Origin of the sequence: Glycomyces terrestris, assembly GCF_003933745.1 — a bacterium.
Taxonomy (GTDB): Bacteria; Actinomycetota; Actinomycetes; order Mycobacteriales; family Micromonosporaceae; genus Glycomyces; species Glycomyces terrestris.
In genome coordinates this window covers 1-18720 of the sequence record NZ_RSEB01000005.1, presented here as the reverse complement: position 1 = coordinate 18720, position 18720 = coordinate 1, and the positions used below count along the sequence as shown (strand labels likewise).

Annotated in this window: 15 protein-coding genes; 4 read left to right on the top strand and 11 right to left on the bottom strand. The window is 72.6% G+C overall.

The window, feature by feature from the left end; all coding sequences use genetic code 11:
• Nucleotides 1-66: 66 nt before the first annotated feature.
• Nucleotides 67-1338: an MFS transporter gene (locus EIW28_RS17870; RefSeq protein WP_125249093.1), complete on the top strand. Its 1272-nt coding sequence runs from the start codon at nucleotides 67-69 to the stop codon at nucleotides 1336-1338.
• Here the strand turns inward: EIW28_RS17870 and EIW28_RS17865 are convergent.
• The 10 genes from EIW28_RS17865 to EIW28_RS17820 all read right to left on the bottom strand — a co-directional run bounded on the left by EIW28_RS17865 (nucleotide 1335) and on the right by EIW28_RS17820 (nucleotide 12703).
• Entirely contained in the window at nucleotides 1335-2102 is a 768-nt protein-coding gene (locus EIW28_RS17865) for an SDR family NAD(P)-dependent oxidoreductase (protein ID WP_158630456.1), read from the bottom strand. The genes EIW28_RS17870 and EIW28_RS17865 overlap by 4 nt on opposite strands.
• Nucleotides 2103-2213: 111 nt before the next feature.
• The gene (locus EIW28_RS17860) at nucleotides 2214-3980 is read right to left on the bottom strand and encodes an IucA/IucC family protein (RefSeq protein WP_125249091.1); all 1767 of its coding nucleotides are present in this window, start codon (nucleotides 3978-3980) and stop codon (nucleotides 2214-2216) included.
• Nucleotides 3977-4567, bottom strand: coding sequence for a GNAT family N-acetyltransferase (locus EIW28_RS17855; protein WP_197717357.1), 591 nt, complete (start codon nucleotides 4565-4567; stop codon nucleotides 3977-3979). Before EIW28_RS17855 ends, EIW28_RS17860 begins: the two co-directional genes overlap by 4 nt.
• A complete protein-coding gene (locus tag EIW28_RS17850; RefSeq protein WP_125249090.1) occupies nucleotides 4564-5874 on the bottom strand; it encodes a lysine N(6)-hydroxylase/L-ornithine N(5)-oxygenase family protein in 1311 nt (436 codons plus the stop codon). Before EIW28_RS17850 ends, EIW28_RS17855 begins: the two co-directional genes overlap by 4 nt.
• Nucleotides 5871-7370 carry a pyridoxal phosphate-dependent decarboxylase family protein gene (locus EIW28_RS17845; RefSeq protein WP_408612235.1) on the bottom strand — a complete coding sequence of 500 codons (1500 nt, stop codon included), beginning with the start codon at nucleotides 7368-7370 and terminating at the stop codon, nucleotides 5871-5873. The genes EIW28_RS17850 and EIW28_RS17845 overlap by 4 nt, the downstream gene beginning before the upstream one ends.
• A 375-nt stretch (nucleotides 7371-7745) precedes the next feature.
• Entirely contained in the window at nucleotides 7746-9422 is a 1677-nt protein-coding gene (locus tag EIW28_RS17840) for a DUF885 domain-containing protein (protein ID WP_125249089.1), read from the bottom strand.
• A 126-nt stretch (nucleotides 9423-9548) separates the two neighbouring features.
• Complete coding sequence (locus EIW28_RS17835) at nucleotides 9549-10457, bottom strand: ABC transporter substrate-binding protein (RefSeq protein WP_125249088.1); 909 nt, start codon at nucleotides 10455-10457, stop codon at nucleotides 9549-9551.
• A gap of 11 nt (nucleotides 10458-10468) precedes the next feature.
• Complete coding sequence (locus EIW28_RS17830; protein WP_125249087.1) at nucleotides 10469-11209, bottom strand: ABC transporter permease; 741 nt, start codon at nucleotides 11207-11209, stop codon at nucleotides 10469-10471.
• Complete coding sequence (locus EIW28_RS17825) at nucleotides 11206-11880, bottom strand: ABC transporter permease (RefSeq protein ID WP_125249086.1); 675 nt, start codon at nucleotides 11878-11880, stop codon at nucleotides 11206-11208. Before EIW28_RS17825 ends, EIW28_RS17830 begins: the two co-directional genes overlap by 4 nt.
• 1 nt (nucleotide 11881) lies before the next feature.
• Entirely contained in the window at nucleotides 11882-12703 is an 822-nt protein-coding gene (locus tag EIW28_RS17820) for an ABC transporter ATP-binding protein (protein ID WP_125249085.1), read from the bottom strand.
• Nucleotides 12704-12937: 234 nt separating this feature from the next.
• On the opposite strand from EIW28_RS17820, the gene EIW28_RS17815 reads away from it, so the two are divergent.
• From EIW28_RS17815 to EIW28_RS17805, 3 genes are all read left to right on the top strand, one after another.
• Complete coding sequence (locus tag EIW28_RS17815) at nucleotides 12938-14290, top strand: dihydrolipoyl dehydrogenase family protein (protein WP_125249084.1); 1353 nt, start codon at nucleotides 12938-12940, stop codon at nucleotides 14288-14290.
• Nucleotides 14291-14368: 78 nt separating this feature from the next.
• Nucleotides 14369-15295, top strand: coding sequence for a LysR family transcriptional regulator (locus EIW28_RS17810; RefSeq protein ID WP_125249083.1), 927 nt, complete (start codon nucleotides 14369-14371; stop codon nucleotides 15293-15295).
• Between the two features lie 77 nt (nucleotides 15296-15372).
• A complete protein-coding gene (locus EIW28_RS17805) occupies nucleotides 15373-16458 on the top strand; it encodes an epoxide hydrolase family protein (RefSeq protein WP_125249082.1) in 1086 nt (361 codons plus the stop codon).
• Nucleotides 16459-16559: 101 nt separating this feature from the next.
• Here EIW28_RS17805 and EIW28_RS17800 read toward each other — a convergent pair whose 3' ends face one another.
• Nucleotides 16560-18143, bottom strand: coding sequence for a TROVE domain-containing protein (locus EIW28_RS17800; RefSeq protein WP_125249081.1), 1584 nt, complete (start codon nucleotides 18141-18143; stop codon nucleotides 16560-16562).
• Nucleotides 18144-18720 lie beyond the last annotated feature (577 nt).

Here is an 18720-nt window from a genome sequence, read left to right as displayed (position 1 = left end):
CCCGCGGGCCGCCCCGCGGCGGCCCGCCCGGCCCGGCCCCGGGCCGACAACTGAAAGGAACCCCCCGTGACCGCGACTGCATCAACGGACACGACCGCCCTCCAGAAGCGCGTCCTGCGCACCCTGTTCACCACCCAGATCCTCGGCGGCCTCGCCGTCGGCATCGGGATCGCCGTCGGCGCGCTCCTCATCGAGGACATGACCGGCTCGTCCACGTACGCCGGGCTCGGCCAGAGCCTGTTCGTGGGCGGCTCCGCCCTCGTCGTCGTCCCGGCCGTGCGCATCACCGAGCGCTACGGCCGCCGCGGCGGCCTCGCCTTCGGCTACGCGTGCGCGGTCCTCGGCACGCTCGTCATCATCGGCGCGATCCACCTCGACAACGCCGCCGTCGCCGTCTGCGGGTACTTCCTGCTCGGCTCGGCGTCGTTCGCGGGCCTCCAGTCCCGGTACGCCGCCGCCGACCTCGCGCCCGCGGCGCGCCGCGGCTCCCACCTCGCGATCGTCGTGTGGGCCACCACGATCGGCTCGGTCGTCGGCCCCTCGGTCGCCGGGCTCGCCGAACGCTGGTGGACCGCCTGGTTCGGCGGCCCCGCCTACGTCGGCTCCATGGTCGCCATCGGCGTCCTCTGCGTCGCCACCGCCGCCGTGATCGGCGTGTTCCTGCGCCCCGACCCGCTGCTGACCGCCCGCGAGATCAGCGGCGAGACGGACGCGCCGCGCCGCTCGATCGCCGACGGCTACCGCACCGCGAAGTCGAACCCGGCCGTGCGCACCGGCGTCGTCGCCGCGGCCCTCGGCCACTTCGTCATGGTCGGGGTCATGGCCATGACCGCGCTCCACATCAAGCACGGCATGGCCGACCCCGAGCGGGCCCTCACCGTCGTCGGCGTCATCCTCGGCCTCCACATCGGCGGCATGTACGCGCTCGCGCCGGTCGTCGGCCGGCTCGTCGACCGCCACGGCGCGCGCCCGGTCCTGGTGACCGGCACCGCGGTCCTCGTCGCCGCGTGCGCCGTCTCCGGGTCCTCGCCCGCCGACGACCACGTGCGGCTCTCGATCGGCCTGGTCCTCCTCGGCCTCGGCTGGTCGGCGATGACGGTCGGCTCGGCCGCGCTCGTCACCGGCGCCGTCAGCCCCGCGCAGCGCCCGTCCACGCAGGGCTTCTCGGACCTCGTCATGGGCCTGGCCGCCATGGGCGCGGGCATCGCCTCCGGGCCGATCGTCGAGTACGCCTCCTACGGGATGCTGTGCGTGTGCTGCGCCGTCGTCACCCTGTGCGTGGTGCCGTTCCTGATGGGCCGCATCGCGCCGCCGCGGGCCGCGGAGGAGTCGGCCTAGTACCCGTAGGCGCTGGGCGCGTTCTGGCCGCCGTCGACCGGCACGACGGCGCCGTTCACCGCCTTCGCCTTGTCCGACAGCAGGAATGCGATGACTTCGGCCACATCGTTCGGGTCGAGGAGCTGGCGCGAGGGGAACTCCTTCAGGAACGTCTCGTAGCGCCCCGGGTCGGCCACGCGCAGCCGGTCCCAGTTCCGGTCGGGGATGAGCATGGACCCGGGCGCGACCGCGTTCACGCGGACGCCGCTCGGGCCCAGCTCGCGGCCGAGGACGGTGGCGGCGTGGTTGAGCGCGGCCTTCGTGGACCCGTACGCGAGCCCGGGGGAGGGCTTCGAGCCCGAGATCGAGGACACCAGCACCGCCGCGCCGCGGGTGCGCCGCAGCTGCGGCAGCGCCGCCTTGAGCGCGGTCATGGCGCTCACCACGTTGACGCCGAGCGTGTAGGCCCAGTCGTCGGCCTCGGTGTCGGTGAGGCTGCGGCCCCGGGCGCCGCCCACGTTCGCGACCACGCCGCCGAGGTCGCCCAGGCGCCGCCCGGCCTCGTGCACGAACTCGGTGAGCATCTCCGCGTCGTTCACATCGAGCGCCCTGGCGGCGACCTGCACGTCGTGCTCGGCCCGCAGCTTGGCGGCGAACTCGTTCAGGGGCGCGGCGTTGCGGGCGCACAGTGCGAGCGGGACGCCTTGGGAGGCCAGGAGCGCCGCCGTCGCCTGGCCGAGGCCGTGGCTCGCTCCGGTGATGAGGACAGGACTGTTGAGGTGCATGCCGTTCATTCTGACCCGCCCTGTCTCGTCCGGTCCACGGCCGACCGGCGGGGGCCGCCCCGCCGGTCGGACCCCGGCCCCGGAGCGGCGCCGGAGCCGCGCGGCCCGCCGTCAGCGCCAGGGCGCCAGCGGGTTGTCGAGGCGACCCGCGTAGATCAGGCTCTCCTCCTGGTTCTCCAGGTCCACCATCTGCTGGTTGTTCTTCAGCTGCAAGCGGTTCAGGCACGAGAGCGGGAACGCGTCCTCGAACAGCGGGAACCGCTCGAACGCCGCGGCGAGCTCCGGGTGCGCGGCCATGTAGTCCTTCAGGGCCTCCGCGGCCACCCGCCAGAACTCGTCCTCGCTGAGCACGCCGTCGACGTGCAGGATGCCGGCGAGGAACCGCAGGAAGCAGTCCACGACGTCGGTGAGGATCGACAGCGCCCGCACCCCGTCGGGCACCTCGGCCCTGATCCGCGCGATCGCCTCGGGCACCTCCGTGGACGGCTCCAGGACCGCGCACTCCTCGCCGATGTCCTTGAGGAACACCCGCTCCACGGCCCCGTCCCGGAGCACCAGGATGATGTTCTCCCCGTGCGGCATGAACACCAGCCCGTACTTGTAGAGGCAGTGCGCGAGCGGCACCAGGTATGCGTCGAGGTACCCGCGCAGCCAGTCGGCCGGGCGCAGCCCCGAGCGGCGGATGAGCGCCGACGCGAACGGCCTCCCGTCCCGGTCGACGTGCAGCAGCGAGGCCATCGTGGCCGCGCGCTCCCCCTTGGCCAGCTTCGGGACCGGGCTCTCGCGCCACAGGGCCGCGAGCATCTTCCGGTACGGCGAGCCCTTCGGCGCCCCGGCCGTGTAGGCCGGGTGCCGGTAGCCCACGGCCGCGCGCTCGCGCAGGACCGTCGTGCCGTGGCGCTTCAGGGTGGCGTCGTTGTGCACCAGGTCGGCCACGTACTCGCAGATCGCGGGCGTGACCTCCATGTACTCGGTCGACAGGCCCCGCATGAAGCCCATGTTCAGCACCGAGAGCGCGGTCTTGACGTAGTCGCGGCCCGGGTCGGTGCGGTCGAAGAAGGTGCGGATCGACTGCTGCGCCTGGAACTCGTCGTGGCCCTCGCCGAGCGGCACCAGCCGCCCGGCCGCGATCTCGGGCGCGAACGTCACCGAGATCTTGTTCCGCCACTGCCACGGGTGCACCGGGATGAGGTACACGTCGTCGTAGCTCAGGCCTCGGTCGGTCAGGAGCGACGCGAAGTAGTCGCGCGAGTCGGCGTCGACCTGGGTCTCCAGCAGCCACGCGAAGTCCAGCTCCGGCGAGGACGCGAACATGGCGTGCTCGCGCAGGGCCGCCAGCCACATGAGCCGCACCCCGGCCCCGGCCTCCGGCGCGTACGCCCGGTAGTCCTCGGAGGTGAACCCGAGCCGGCCCGACCCGGCCACGAAGCACGGGTGCCCGCCGGTCATCGCCGCCTCGATCGCCTGGAAGCCCGCGCCCGCGAGCGCGGCCGCGGACGGCTGGTCCTCCGAGAGCTGGAACGCCCCGCGGTTGACCGTCGCCGCGACCTCCTCGAGGTACACCGGCAGCACGGCGTCGCTCAGGCCCAGCTCGCCCTTGAACGCCAGGAAGAACGCGGCCGCGTCGAGGTCGAGCGCCTCGCCGCCGGCGCCGGCGCGCTCGATCGAGGCGGGGTCCACGACCCAGTGGTCGAGCTTGAACCGCCTGGCGGCGAACCGGTACCGCTCGGCCCCGCCCCCGGCGTGCAGCACGTACCCGTCCCCGTCCTTGACGGGCACGAGCAGCCGCTCGTGCGCGAACTCGCCGATCGCCTTCGCCAGCAGGCCCCTCGTGGCCTCGGCCCACAGCTCCGGCCGCAGGTGGTCGACGGCGCTCATGCGTTCACTCCCTTCGCGGCGGACCGCTCGAAGTCCATGCGGGTGCAGAAGCTCAGCAGCGCGTCCTTGCCCTCCAGCTTCACCGTCCTCTCAGGACGGAACCCGACGTGCTCGTTGAGGCGGTGGATCGCCTCGTTCCCGGTGTCCGGCTCCACGACGACGCGCCGGGCCCCGAAGCCGTCGAACAGCAGGTGCATCACGGTCGCCATGACGGCCCTGGTGAACCCGGGGATCGGCGTGTCGGCGGGGGCGGTGAGCACGTGCATGCCCACGTCGCCCTCCTCGGGGTCGTAGACCGCGGCCAGCTCCGAGTGCGCCGGGTCGTAGACCTCGACGAGGAACCGGGCCCGGTAGTGGTGCAGGCCCATGTACGCGAAGTGGTGCGGGTTCATCTCGATGGCCTCGTGCTCGGCGAGCACGTCGGCCACGGAGGCGTCCTGCATCATCCAGTACCGCGCCTTCGGGTGGGTGACCCACTCGTGCAGCAGGGGCGAGTCCGTCGGCGGGTCGACCGGGCGCAGCCCGAAGTCGCCGAGGCGCTCGTGCAGGTGGTAGAAGGACTTGGGCGCCTTCAAAAGCGTGTTCACGACGGTGCTCCGAACTCCTGGAAGCCGATTCGCTGCTCGATGGGGTAGACCTCCCGGCCGGTCATCGACCGGATGATCCAGGAGTTGCGGTACGCGGCCATGCCGAGGTCGGGGGCGGTGAACCCGTGGGTGGCGAGTTCGGCGTTCTGGACGAAGACCTCGCCGGCGCCGGCCTTGTCGACGCTGTAGTCGCGGCGCGGTTCCAGCCGCCCGGTCGCGTCGAAGCGCAGCCGGTCGCGCACGCCGTCCAGGAACGCGGGGACGCGGTAACTGTAGCCGGTGGCGAGCACCAGCCCCTCGGTCACCAGGTCGAAGCTCCGGTCCTGCTCGTGCTGCCTGATCCCGAGGCGCACGCTCCCGCGACCGGCCGCCTGCTCCGCCGCGCTCTTCTCGACGGTGCTCTTTTCGACGGTGCAGTTGGTGAACAGGCGCGTCGGCACCTCGCCCATCGCGAACCGCAGCTCGTAGAGGACGTCGTAGATCTCGTTGATCAGTTCGGCGTTGATGCCCTTGTACAGTCCCTTGTGGGCCTGGTTGAGCTCGTCGCGCTTCGCGGCGGGCAGGCCGTGGAAGTAGTCCACGTACTCCGGGCTCGTCATCTCCAGCGTGAGCTTGGTGTACTCCAGCGGGAAGAACCGCGGCGAGCGGGTGACCCAGTTGAGCTCGTACCCGCCGGAGTCGATGCCGCCCAGCAGGTCCCGGTAGATCTCGGCGGCGCTCTGCCCCGAGCCGACCACGGTGATCGACTTGCAGCCCTTGAGCCGCTCGCGGTGCTGGAGGTACGCCGAGGCGTGGCAGACGGTGTCGGACTCCAGCTCGCGGCAGGCCGGCGGGACCCACGGCGGGGTGCCGGTGCCGAGCACCAGGCGCTTCGCGCGGTCGACGCGCTCGCCGCCCGGGCCCTCGGAGCGGACGGCGTACGCGCCGTCCTCCCAGGTCACCCCGGTCACGTCGCGCTCGAATTCGAGGTTGTCGAGTTTCCCTGCGGCCCATCGCAGGTAGTCCTGGAACTCGGCGCGCAGCTGGAAGAACGACTCGCGGATGTAGAACGGGTAGAGGCGGCCCCGCTCCTTGAGGTAGTTCAGGAACGAGTACGGCGAGGTGGGGTCGGCGAGGGTCGCGAGGTCGGCCATGAACGGGACCTGCATGGTCGTGCCCTCGATGAGCATCCCGGGGTGCCAGTCGACGTTCGGCTTGCGCTCCAGGAAGATCCCGTGGAGGTCCGGGATAGGGGCGGTGAGGGCCGCGAGGCCGAGGTTGAACGGCCCGAGGCCGATCCCGACGAAGTCGTGGACGCGCCCGCTCACACCGCCTCCTGCGCGGTCTTGCCGTGGCGCGCGAGCGCCTCGAGCACGGGCACGACGTCGTCGAGGGCGGTCTCGGGGTTGAGCAGCGTGAGCTTGAGGGCGATGCGGCCCTCGACGCGGGTGGCGGCGACCATGCCCTCCCCGGAGGCCGCGAGGGCCTCCCGGGCGCGCCGGTGGGTCGCGTCGTCGGCCCCGGCGAGGCGGAACAGGACGGTGGACAGCTGCGAGGGCGGCGCGGCCACCTCGAAGCGCGGGTCGGAGGCGAGCCAGTCCCAGGTCTCGTCCGCGAGGGCGCAGACGCGGTCGAACATGGCGCCGATCGCGTCGGGTCCCAAGGTGCGCAGCGTCATCCACAGTTTCAGGGCGTCGAAGCGGCGCGTGGTCTGGAGGCTCTTGTCGACCTGGTTCGGGAGCGCCCCCTCGGCCGGGTTGAGGTAGTCGGCGTGGTGGGTGACGTGGCGCAGCGCGGCCCGGTCGCGCACCAGGAGCGCGGAGGAGCTGACGGGCTGGAAGAACGACTTGTGGTAGTCCACGGTGACCGAGTCGGCGGCCTCGACGCCCGCCAGGAGGGCGCGGTGCTCGAGGGAGACGAGCAGGCCGCAGCCGTAGGCGGCGTCGACGTGGAGCCAGACGCGGTGCGCGGCGGCGATCTCGGCGACCGGGGCGAGCGGGTCGACGGACCCGAAGTCGGTGGTGCCGGCGGTGGCGACGATCGCGGCCGGCACGTTCCCCTGCTCGCGGCAGGTCTCGATCGCGGCGTCGAGCGCGGCCGGGTTCATGCGGAACCAGTCGTCGGCGGGGACGGTGACGACGGCGTCCTCGCCGAGGCCGAGGAGCCTGGCGGCCTTGACGACCGAGAAGTGCGAGTGCGGCGAGGCGAAGAACCGCAGGCGCGGCAGGACCTCGACGCCGCGCAGCGGCGTCCCGTGCTCGACCTCGTGCTTGAGCTGCTGGGCCTCGACGGCCTCGTCGCGGGCCAGGAGCAGGGCCTGGAGGTTCGACTGGGTGCCGCCGGAGGTGAAGACCCCGTCGGCGTCCGGCCCGAGGCCGAGGCGCTGCGCGGTCCACTCGACGAGCCGCTGCTCGATGAGGGTGCCGCCGGCGCTCTGGTCCCAGGTGTCCACCGAGGTGTTCACGGCCGCGAGGACGGTCTCGGCCGCGACGGCCGGGAGCGCCACCGGGCAGTTGAGGTGGGCGAGGTAGCGCGGGTGGTGGAACCAGACCGCGTCGTCGAGGTAGAGGGCGCCGACCTCGTCGAAGGCGGCCTCGAAGGACTCCAGGGGCCGGTCGAGGTCGACGGCGGCGATCGAGGGCGCCAGCGCGGCCGGGGCGGCGCCGGTCCAGGGCCGCTCGACGGCGGCGAAGCGCGCGGCGATGCGGTCGGCGACGTCGGCGACGAGGCCGCGGTAGGCGGCCGCCGAGTCGCGGCCGAGCAGGGCCGGGGGTGCGGTCCGCTGGTGCGGCGCGGGAGCCGGACGGAGGTCGGCGCTTGTCAGCACGGAGGGTCCTTTCAGGGAGGGACGGTCTCTCGGGATGCCGGGGAACGTGTAGGTTAGGCTAACCTAAGCGCACGAGGAGCGAAAGAGGTCGTCCCGGATGGTGATGTTCTCCACGAGTTCCTGCCTCGTCATCCGCTGCATGACTTTTGTTGGGAATTGCGGTGAATGCTCGGTGAAGTCCAATGTGGACTGATGGAGTGGACGCCGTCCCTGCCGGGGCCTAAGCGGCGCAACGGGAACGCGGCGGCGACTCCGTCCGCGGCACCGCCGTCGGAGGAGTTGCGGCGGCGCCCGGGGGGAGTCGCCGCCGCGTAGGAATCATCTCGAACCGGACCGCCACTGTCTGTCAGCGATCCGACAACGATCGGTGGACTAGCGGGCCTCGGCGATCCACGCCTCGACGACGCCGGTCATCGTCTCCAGCGGGATCGAGCCGCTGGAGAGGATGCGGTCGTGGAAGTGCCGCACGTCGAACGCGTCCCCGAGCTCCCGCTCGGCGCGCTCGCGCAGGCCCTCGATGTGCTTGCGCCCGATCATGTACGCGAGCGCCTGGCCCGGCCACGCGATGTACCGGTCGACCTCGTTCGCGATGTTCACTTCGGACAGGGCGGTGTTGTCGCGCATGTACTGGACGGCGCGCTCGCGCGACCAGCCGAACGCGTGCATCCCGGTGTCGACCACGAGCCGGCAGGCCCGCCAGGCGTCGAAGGAGACCATGCCGAGCCGGGCGAGATCGCCGCTGTAGAGCCCCATCTCGTCGCACAGCCGCTCGGTGTACAGGCCCCAGCCCTCGCCGAACGCGGTCACGTACCCGAACTGCCGGAACCGCGGCAGGTCCTTCAGGGTCTGCCCGAGCGCGAACTGGAGGTGGTGGCCGGGGACGCTCTCGTGGAAGGCGAGGGCCTCGTACTCGTACCGCGCCCGGCTCCGGGGCGCGTGGGTGTTCACCCAGTGCGTGCCCGGCCGCGACCCGTCGGAGGCCGGCACGGTGTAGTACGCGAGGGTCGAGCCCTTGGCCGCGGCCTCGGGGATCACCTCGACCGAGCAGGGGGCGATCTCGTAGTCCAGGAACGCGGCCGGCAGCGCGGCCTCGGCCCGCCGCAGCGCCGCCGTCACGTCGCGGAGGATCTCCTCGGCCGTCTCGTACCGCAGCGACTCGTCGCCGCGGAGCCGGTCGACGACCTCGGCGACGACGCCCGTGCCGAGCGCCCGCGCCCCGATCTCGGCGAACTCGGCCCGGTTCCGCTCCACCTCCTCGAGCCCGATCCGGTGCACCGCTTCGGGATCGAGGTCGGTGGTGGTGAACTGCCGCGAGGCGGCCCGGTACCCCGCCTCGCCGCCGGGCACGTGGCAGATCCCGACCTCCGCGTCGCCGCGCGACACCGGCAGGAACTCGGCCTCGAGCGCCGCCCGCCACCGGGCGAGCGCGGGCCTGACCCGCTCGGCGACCAGGGCCCTGGCCTCGGCCTTCCACGCGTCGGCGTCGACGCCGGTGGGCTCCGGCTCCGCCAGCGCGTCACGTGCTATATCGGTCGCGAGGTAGTCGTCCAACTGCCCGATGACACCCAGGACCCCGGTCCGGGTCTGGTGCCGCCCTTCGGCCCCGGCCTGCCGGTACCGCTCCAGGACCGCGTCGAAGTAGTCCCCGAGCTTCCCGAGCCTCACGAGGTAGTCGCGGCTGCGCTGCTCCGAGTTCAGGCTCTGGCGCGGCAGCGACGACAGCATCGACGCCACCGGCCCGCTGATCGTGCTGCTCAGCGCCACCTCCCCGAGGCGCGCCTCGATCACGGCCGACTGGTCCCGCACCAGCCGCCCGAGCATCGAGTGCGTGATCCGGTCCTGGCCCTCCAGTGAGTCCGCGTCGATCCCGGCGAGCCCGTCCCGGACCTCCGCGTGATGCGCGAGCCGCACGGCGTCGCCGTCGCGGCTCGGGTCCGGCAGCAGGTCGTCGTAGCCGGGAATCCCGTAGAAGCTGGCCGCCGTGGGGTTGTCGGCCAGGTGAAAGTCGAAGTACCGCTGCGCCAGCGCAGCCAGCTGAGGATCGCCCATGTGCACCCTTCCAAAACGAGGTGCCCCGACCCTAACGCCTCCCTAGCCGCCCGGCAAGCAGTGCCCGTCCCGGCGGCACGGGGAAGGGCCGGCCGCGACGGCGACCGGCCCCTCCTCGGACCGCGCTCAGCTCAGGCCGTTGTCCGACAGCCACTGCGCCGCGATGTCCGGCGTGGACTGCTGCTCGACCGTGCTCTGCACGTTCAGCGCCACCAGGCCCTCCGGCGTCAGCGCGGCGCTCACCGCGTTGACCACCTCGGCGATCTCGTCGGCGACGTCGGCGCTCACCAGCGGCACCACGTTCGACGCCAGGAACAGCGACTCCGGGTCCTCCAGGACCACCAGGTCGTCGGTCTGGATGCGCGGGTCCGCGGTGAACACGTTCGCCACGTTCACCGTGCCCGCCACCAGGTCCTCGACCGTGGTGTCGCCGGTCGCCGAGAACTCGACCGAGACGCCGTACGTCTCCTCCAGGCCCGTCGGCCCGTACGGGCGCTCGGCGAGCTCCGGCGGGCCGCCGAGCGTGAGCGGCTCGGAGACGTTCGCGAGGTCGGCGATCGTGGTGAGCCCGTTCGCCTCCGCGAACGCGCTCGTCACCGTGTACGAGTCCTGGTCGGTCGCGCTCGACTGGTCGAGCACCGCCAGGCCCTCCGGCAGCGCCTCCTGGAGCGCCGCGTACACGTCCTCGGGGGACCGCGCGGTCGTCTCCGGGTCGAGGAACTGGAGCAGGTTGCCGGTGTACTCGGGGAACAGCGTGATGGCGCCGCTCTCGACGTCGGGCATGTAGGCGTCGCGCTGGCCGATGCTGAAGCGCCGCTCGACCTCGTGGCCGGCGCCTTCGAGGGCCTGCGCGTAGATCTCGGCGACGATCTCGTTCGAGTAGTACGCCTGGGAGCCGACGACGATGGCGCCCTCGGCGGCCGGGCCGTCCGACTCGTTCTCGCCGAGGGGGTCCTCGGACGAGCAGCCGGTCAGCGCGATCGCCAGGGCCGCCGCGGCGGCGAGTCCGGCGCGAGTGCCTCGCACTCTCAACATGGGTCTTCCTCTCAAGACGGGTGTGGGCTCACGGTGGCGGATTCGGGGTGGTCGCGCCGGCGCGGTGCGGCGGCGCGGCCCTGGTCGGCGCGGACGCCGCGGGGCACGGCCGCGCGCTGCGCGAGCGCGAGCAGCGCGTCGAGGGCGAGCGCGAGGAGTGCGACCAGGACGGCGCCGCCGAGGACGACCTCGTAGCGGCGCAGGCTCAGGCCGGTGATGATCGGCAGGCCGAGGCCGCCGAGGTTGACGTACGCGGCGATCGTCACCGTGGCGACGACCTGGAGGACCGCCGAGCGGAACCCGCCGACGAGCAGCGGCAGCCCGAGCGGCACCTCCACGCGCCACAGGATCTGCGCCTCGGTCATCCCCACGGCCCGCGCGGCGTCGATGACGCGGCGGTCGATCGCCTCGAAGCCCGCGTACGCGCCCGCGAGGAGCGAGGGGATCGCGAGGATCACGAACGTGACGGTGGCGGCCTCCGGCTTGTGGAGCACGCCGAACAGCAGCACCAGCAGGACCAGGAGCCCGAACGAGGGGACGGCCCGCGCGGCGCCCGCGAACGCCACGGCCACTTCGCGGCCGCGCCCGGTGTGCCCGATCGCCCAGCCGGCCGGGACGGCGATGACCGCGGCGATCGCGACCGCGATCGCGGTGAAGTACAGCTGCTGCGCGAGCAGGTGCTGGAGCCCGTTCGGGCCGGTCCACTGCTCGGGCGCGGCGAGCCACGCGAACGCGTCGGCGAGGAGGTTCACGCGGCGGCCTCCGCGGCCGTGCTCGACCGGCGCGGCGCCTCGGCGCGCGCCCACGGCATGAGGGCCCGGCCGGCGAGCATGAGCAGCAGGTCGATCAGGAGCGCGACGAGCGCGACCGCCACGATCCCGGCGAGCACCTCGGGGATGATGCGCCGCTGGAGGCCGTTCGTGAACAGGTAGCCGAGGTTCGTGACGCCGACCAGGATGCCCACGGTCGCCAGGGAGATCGTGGAGACCGCGGTGACCCGCAGGCCCGCCAGGATCACCGGTCCGGCCAGCGGCAGGTCCACGGCCCAGAAGCGCCGCGCGTCGCCGTAGCCGACCGCGGTCGCCGAGCGGCGCACCGCCGGGTCGACCGCGTCGAGGCCGTCGGTGACCGCGCGGACCATGATCGCGACCGCGTAGATCGTGAGCGCGATGACGAGGTTCGTCTCGCTCGTGGCCGGATAGCCCGCGACCACCGGCAGGATCATGAGCAGCGCCAGCGACGGGATCGTGTACAGCAGCCCGGTGACGGTGATGACCCAGCCGCGCAGCAGCCGGTACCGCCACGCGACCCACCCCAGCGGCAGCGACAGCGCGAACCCGGCGGCGATCGCGATGACGCTCTGCCGCAGGTGGTCGAGCGTGAGGGAGCCGATCAGGTCGAGGTTCCCCGTGACCCACTCCATGTCAGGCGCCGCCTTCCACGAGGACGCCCTGCGTGCGGCCCTCGGCGTCGACGAGCACCGGCCCGTGCGGGGTCTGCTTGACGCGCAGGGCGCGCTTGCCGCGCTCGGCGCCGATGAACGCGGCCACGAAGTCGTCGGCGGGCTGCTCGGTGATCTCGCTGGGGCTGCCGAACTGGAGCCGCCGGGCGCCCTTGGCGAGGATCGCGACCTGGTCGCCCAGGAGGAACGCCTCGTCGACGTCGTGCGTCACGAACACCACGGTCTTGTCGAGGTCGCGCTGGAGGCGGATGAGCTCGCGCTGGAGCTCGGCGCGCACGATCGGGTCGACGGCCCCGAACGGCTCGTCCATGAGCAGGATGTTCGGGTCGGACGCGAGCCCGCGGGCGACGCCGACGCGCTGCTGCTGCCCGCCGGAGAGCTGGCTCGGGTACCGGTCTGCCATCGCCGTGTCGAGCCCGACGACGTCCATGAGCTCCAGGGCCCTCGCGCGCGCGGCCCGGCGGGTGCGCCCGGTCAGGCGCGGCACCGTGGCGATGTTCTCGGCGACCGTGAAGTGCGGCATCAGGCCGCTGTTCTGCATGACGTAGCCGATGCTGCGCCGCAGCGCCACGGCCTGCTTGGAGGCGACGTCCTCGCCGTCGATCGCCACCGTGCCCCCGGTCGGCTCGACCATGCGGTTGATCATGCGCAGCAGCGTGGTCTTCCCGCAGCCCGAGGAACCGACGAACACGGTCGTCTTCCGCGACGGGATGACGAGGTCGAACGCGTCGACGGCCACCGTCCCGTCCGGGAATCGCTTGGTCACGTTGCGGAACTCGATCATCGGGCTCCTCCGGGTGCACGGACGGGACCTCGGCCGACGCCTCCGCACCGCCCGGTCGGCCGGGCCTGCGCCCGCTATCGGCCGGGCGCTCACGCGACAATACCCGACCTGTACGACATCCGAACCTGCTCGACGGCACGGGTTCTCCGAAGGGGGTGTCCCGGCGCGAGACCGGCCCCCGCGCACGCGCGCGCCGGTATCGTTGGCGCCGAACGCGGACGGAAGGAGCGGGACATGCCCGAGCAAGTGGACGTCGTCGTGGTGGGCATGGGCCCGGGAGGGGAGTCGGCCGCCGCCGAGCTCGCCCGCGCCGGGCTCACCGTCATCGGCGCCGAGCGCCGCCTCGTCGGCGGCGAATGCCCCTACTACGGGTGCATCCCCACCAAGATGATCGTGCGCGCCTCCGACGCGCTCGCCGAGGCGCGCCGTGTCCCGGGCCTCGCCGGCGCGGCCGACGTCGCCGCGGACTTCGGGCCCGTGGCCGACCGCATCCGCGGCGAGGCCACCGCCGACTGGAACGACCAGGCCGCCGCCGACCGCTTCACCGACGCCGGCGGGCGCCTCGTCCGCGGCGAGGCCGTCATCACCGGGCCCGGCGCGGTCCGCGTCGGCGACGAGGAGTTCACCGTCGCCAAGGCGATCATCCTGAACACCGGCACCGAGCCGGCCGTGCCCCCGATCCCCGGCCTCGCCGACACGCCCTACTGGACGAACCGGGACGCCGTGGCCGCGACCGAGGCTCCCGCGTCCCTCGTCGTCCTCGGCGGCGGCGCGATCGGCCTCGAACTGGCGCAGGCGTTCTCGCGCTTCGGCACCCACGTCACCGTGTTCGAGGCCGCCGAGCGGCTCCTGCCGGTCGAGGAGCCGGAGGCCGGCGACCTCGTCGCGAACGTCTTCCGCACCGAGGGCATCGAGATCCACACCGGCACGGCCGTGGAGTCCGTCGCGCACGACGCGGGCCGCTTCACCGTCAAGGCCGGCACCGTCACCGTCGAGGCCGACCGCCTCCTCGTCGCCACCGGGCGCAAACCGAACCTCCGCGACCTCGGCCTCGACACCGTCGGCGTCGACGCCACCGGCCGGTCCCTCGACGCCGACGAGCACCTGCGGGTCGCCGACGGCGTCTACGCGATCGGCGACATCGTCGGCAAGGGCGCCTTCACGCACATGTCGATGTACCAGGCCAGGATCGTCACCGACCACGTCCTCGGCAAGGACAACGCGGGCGCCGAGTACCACGCCGTGCCGCGCGTGACGTTCACCGACCCCGAGGTCGGCGCGGTCGGCCTCACCGAGAAGCAGGCCACCGAGCAGGGCATCGCGGTCGCGACCTCGGTGTCCGAGATCCCGAACTCCTCGCGCGGCTGGATCCACAAGAGCGGCAACGAAGGCCTCGTCAAGCTCGTGGCCGACACCGAGCGCGGCATCCTCGTCGGCGCGACCTCCGCCGGCCCGGCCGGCGGCGAGGTCCTGTCGATGCTCACGCTCGCCGTCCACGAGCGCACCCCGATCGCGAACCTGCGCCGCATGATCTACGCCTACCCGACGTTCCACCGGGCGGTCGAGGACGCGCTCTCGCGCCTCTGACGAGTTCGCAGGTCCGACGGTGTTCGGTTGCGTTCGGGACGCGTTCGGACCGCCCGCCGCGGGGGCATACTGTCGGTCGTGAACCTTGAGATGCGAGAGATCGAAGCGTTCCTGACCGTCGCGGAGGAGCTCCACTTCGGCCGCGCCGGCGAACGGCTCGCCCTGTCGACCTCCCGGGTGAGCGCGCTGATCCGCACCCTCGAACGCCGGGCCGGGGCGGCGCTGTTCGAGCGCACCAGCCGCAACGTCCGCCTCACCCGCGCCGGCGAGCACCTCTTCGCCGAGTTCCGCGCCGCGTACGTGCGGATCGAGCGGGCCCTCGCGGACGTGCGCGACGCCGCCGACCCCGCCGGCAAGGTCATCCGCGTCGGCTTCGCGACCACGCTCCCCGAGAAGGTCCCCGGGGCGCTCGTCCAGGCGTTCGAGCAGGCGTACCCGCAGGCGCGCGTCGTCCAGTACGCGGCCCCGACCACCGACCTGTTCCGCTGGCTCGAAGGCGACCGGCCCTCCTGGCAGGTCGACGTGTTCGCGACCTGGATGCCCGTCGAGGACTCGCCCGAGGCCGACCTCGCGATCGGGCCCGTCCTCCAGCGCGTGCGCCGCGCCGTCATGCTCGGCGTCCAGCACCCGCTCGCCGAGCGCGCGGTCGTCGACGTCGAAGACCTCGCCGACCACGAGGTCGTCTACCCGCAGCTCCCGGGCTGGTACGGCGCGGCCTGGACCCCGCAGACCACGCCGGGCGGCCGCGAGCTGCGGCTGCGCCGCGTCAACGCCGAGTACATCGAGGACGTGCTCCGCCTCGTCGCCGAGCAGCAGCTCGCGCACCTGACGTTCGCGTCGCTCCTGGACTCCTACCACCGGCCCGGCGTCGTCGTCCTGCCCCTGATCGGCCTGCCGCCCATGCCGATCCGCCTGGTGTGGCCGCGCTCCTCCCGGAACCTCCTGGTCCAGGCGTTCGCGGACGTCGCCTCGGACTGCGCCCGCCAGGCCGGCTGGCAGACCTGAGATCGTGTTGCACGGCAACACGCACGTGCTGCGATTCGATCTTGATCATGCCCTTGACCTGCGGCATTGTAGTGATCATGAGCAACGAGCACAGCATCGAGCGGTTCACCGTCGACATCCCCGAGGCCGACCTGAAGGACCTCCAGGACCGCCTCGCGCGGGCCCGCTTCGCCGACCAGATCCCCGGCGCCTACGGCGTGAGCACCGACCGCGTCAAGCACCTCGTCGAGTACTGGCAGCACGGCTACGACTGGCGCGCCTGGGAGGCCCGCCTGAACGCGCACCCGCAGTTCACCACCGAGATCGACGGTCAGACCGTCCACTTCATCCACGCCCGCTCCGAGCGCGAGGACGCCTTCCCGCTCGTCCTCACCCACGGCTGGCCCGGCTCGGTCGTCGAGTTCCTCGACGTCATCGAGCCGCTCAACGCCGCCGGCTTCCACCTCGTGATCCCCTCGATCCCCGGCTTCGGCTTCTCCGGCCCGACCGGCGAGGCCGGCTGGGACAACCAGCGCGTCGCCCGCGCCTGGGCCGAACTCATGGCCCGCCTCGGCTACACCCGCTACGGCGCGGCCGGGAACGACGCCGGGTCGATGATCTCCCCGGAGGTCGGCCGCGTCGACCCCGACCACGTCGCCGGCGTCCACGTCACCCAGGTCTTCTCCTTCCCGAGCGGCGACCCCGCCGAGTTCGAGGGCCTCGCCCCCGAGGACTTCGCGACCCTGGAGAACCTGAACGAGTTCATGGAGCACAAGTCCGCGTTCAACACGCTCCACTCCCAGCAGCCGCAGACCCTCGCGCACGCCCTCACCGACTCGCCGGTGGGCCTCCTGGGCTGGAACGCCCAGCTCCTCGACGAGACCGTCGACGACGACTTCGTCCTCACCAACGTCGCGATCTACTGGTTCACCGCCACCGGCGGCTCCTCCACCCGCCTCTACTACGAGAACGCCCGCGCCGAGCACCCCTCCGGCCCCACCACGGTCCCCCTCGCCCTCTCCGGCGCCTCCGGCGACTTCCACGGCATCCGCAAGTTCGCCGAGCGCGACCACACCGACATCCGCGCCTGGACCGTCCACGACCAGGCCTCCCACTACCTCCACCACGCCATCCCCACCGAGATCACCGCCGACATCGCCGCCTTCTTCAACCCCCTCCGCTGACCCGCAACCGAAAGCGGGGCCGGTCGTTTCCGACCGGCCCCGCTCCTTCGGTCAGCGAAGAAGGCCAGTCGGAAACGACCGGCCCTGCCGCGGCGCGGGGCTCAGAACGGCCAGTCCGCGTCCCGGCCCGCCTCCAGGAGGCCGATCATCGCGAACGCGGCGTCGGTGAGGCCGCCGAAGGTGTGGCGGGTGCGCGTTCCCGACGGGGCGTGCCCGTGCCGGTACCCGGCGAGGTTCCACGTGTAGACCATTCGGTCGGCGGGGACCGCGGTCGTGACGTCCTGCTCGCCGCCGAAGTGGGCCTGCTCGTCCGTCAGGATCACCACGCGGTCGTGGCGCCGGTAGTGCCCGCGCACGGCCGCCTCGGTGTCGGTGCCGCCGCCGATGAAGAAGCCGCCGTCCTTCCAGCGGTCGACCGCCCTGAGCAGCGACTCGCCGCGCTTGCGCGGGAAGACCATCGAGCCGGGGTGGCCGCCCCAGCCGTTCGAGAAGGACACCACGTCGGCCTGCTCGCAGCGCCGCGCCAGCGCGAGGCCGAAGACGGTGGCGGCGTCCCAGCGCTTGAGCGTGCCGTCGCGCGAGAACCCGGAGTTCATCGACCCCGAGGTGTCCACCAGGACGAGCGTCCGGCCGGGCAGCTCGGGCACGCTCGCGAGCGAGTGGTCGAGGGCCTGCTCCAGGGCGTGGCCCCACCGCAGCGACGGCGCGGCCCGGTAGGCGGACAGGAACCGCATCGGCAGCTGCCGGGACCGCTCCACCTCGGCGGGGTCGGCCAGCCGTGCGGCGACCGCCGCGGCGACCTCGTCAGGAACGCCGGCCTCGTCGAAGTTGCGGAGGTTGCGCAGGAGCGCCATGTAGCCCATCGAGGGGATCAGCGCCGACCACAGCCGGCCCTTGTCGAGTCGGGAACCGGCGAGGGAGAGCGCGTCCTCCCAGGTCATCCCCGCCTCGCGCAGCCGGTCGGGGTCGAGCATGACTTCCGGAGCGCTGTCCGCCTCGGACCGCAGCGCACGGTTCGCGGCGATCACCGCGAGGCTGCCGGGTACGGACTCGTCGCGGCCGTACCGGCGGTCGAGGGCGTGCTGGAACAGGTCGCGCTGCCGCTCGGTCCCGGCGGCGGCGTGGACGAGGTTGAGCACGTCGCCGAACCGGAAGCCCTTGGACGCGGTGTCGTACTTGAGGAGCGACCGCTCGTTGTAGAGCCGCGCCGCGGCGTCGGCGATGCCCCGCTTCACCGGCTTCGGCACGGACCGCCCGTAGGAGGCGGTCCAGTAGGCGAGCGCTTCGCCGGGCTCGTCGGCGCGCTGGAGCACCGAGTTCACGATCTGGCGACCGCCTGGGACGCCGTTCGCGGCTATCGCCCTGGCCGCCTCGAGGCCGCCGACGAGCGAGGCCGAGCGCAGGTTGGCGCCGGAGCGCAGCCAGGCGAGGAACCGCGCCGTCCACTCGGCGTCCGCGACGGCGACGTCCCGGACGAGTTCGGCGAACCGGTCGTCGCGTCCGCTCGCGGTCTCGTAGAACGTCTGCTCGCCGACCATGTTGGTCACCGCGAGCAGGAACAGCTCCGACTTGGCGTCCCGGGCGTAGCCGGGGGCGCCTTCGTGCGTGCGCCCGGACGGGACGCGCTCGCTGCGGACGGGGGAGGCGAGGACGGGCCGGGCGGGGGACTTGTTGAACTTGGCCATGAGGGGGACCTTCCGAGGGTGGAACGGCGCCTGCGCACCGGGCGCTCGCCATCCCAGTCGCTGCGCCGGAAGGAGCCGCCATTCGAGCAGGCGCGCCCGAGGTCACCGTCGACCGCAGGTCGCAGGCCGGCGCTCGTCCGAGTCGAGCTGCACCGCGCTTGCGCACGACGGCGGGATTCGAACCCGCAACCTCCGGCTCCGAAGGAACCCGCCGCCTTCGCACCGGGCGCGCCTGTCTCCGAATATCGGCCCTCCCGAGATCAAAGTGCCTGCGGGCTGGTCAAATGCGAATTGAAGGAACCGCGGGCGTCGCACCGGGAGGTGCGCCCCCACCATACCGACCCCCGCCCATAGAGCGCGACCGAGAATCCAAGCGCCGGAACGGACCTCCGGTGCACTGCGGCCGCATCCACGCTGTCCCCGATGCACGAACCGGTGACTTCCGTGCGGGGAGGTGTCCAACCACTGTCGAAGAGACGGAAAAGGCCGGTTGAGACGACCGGCCTTTCTCTGGTGGCTCCCCAACTTGGACTCGAACCAAGAACCTGCCGTTTCCGAATCTCGGCATGTCAAGGAG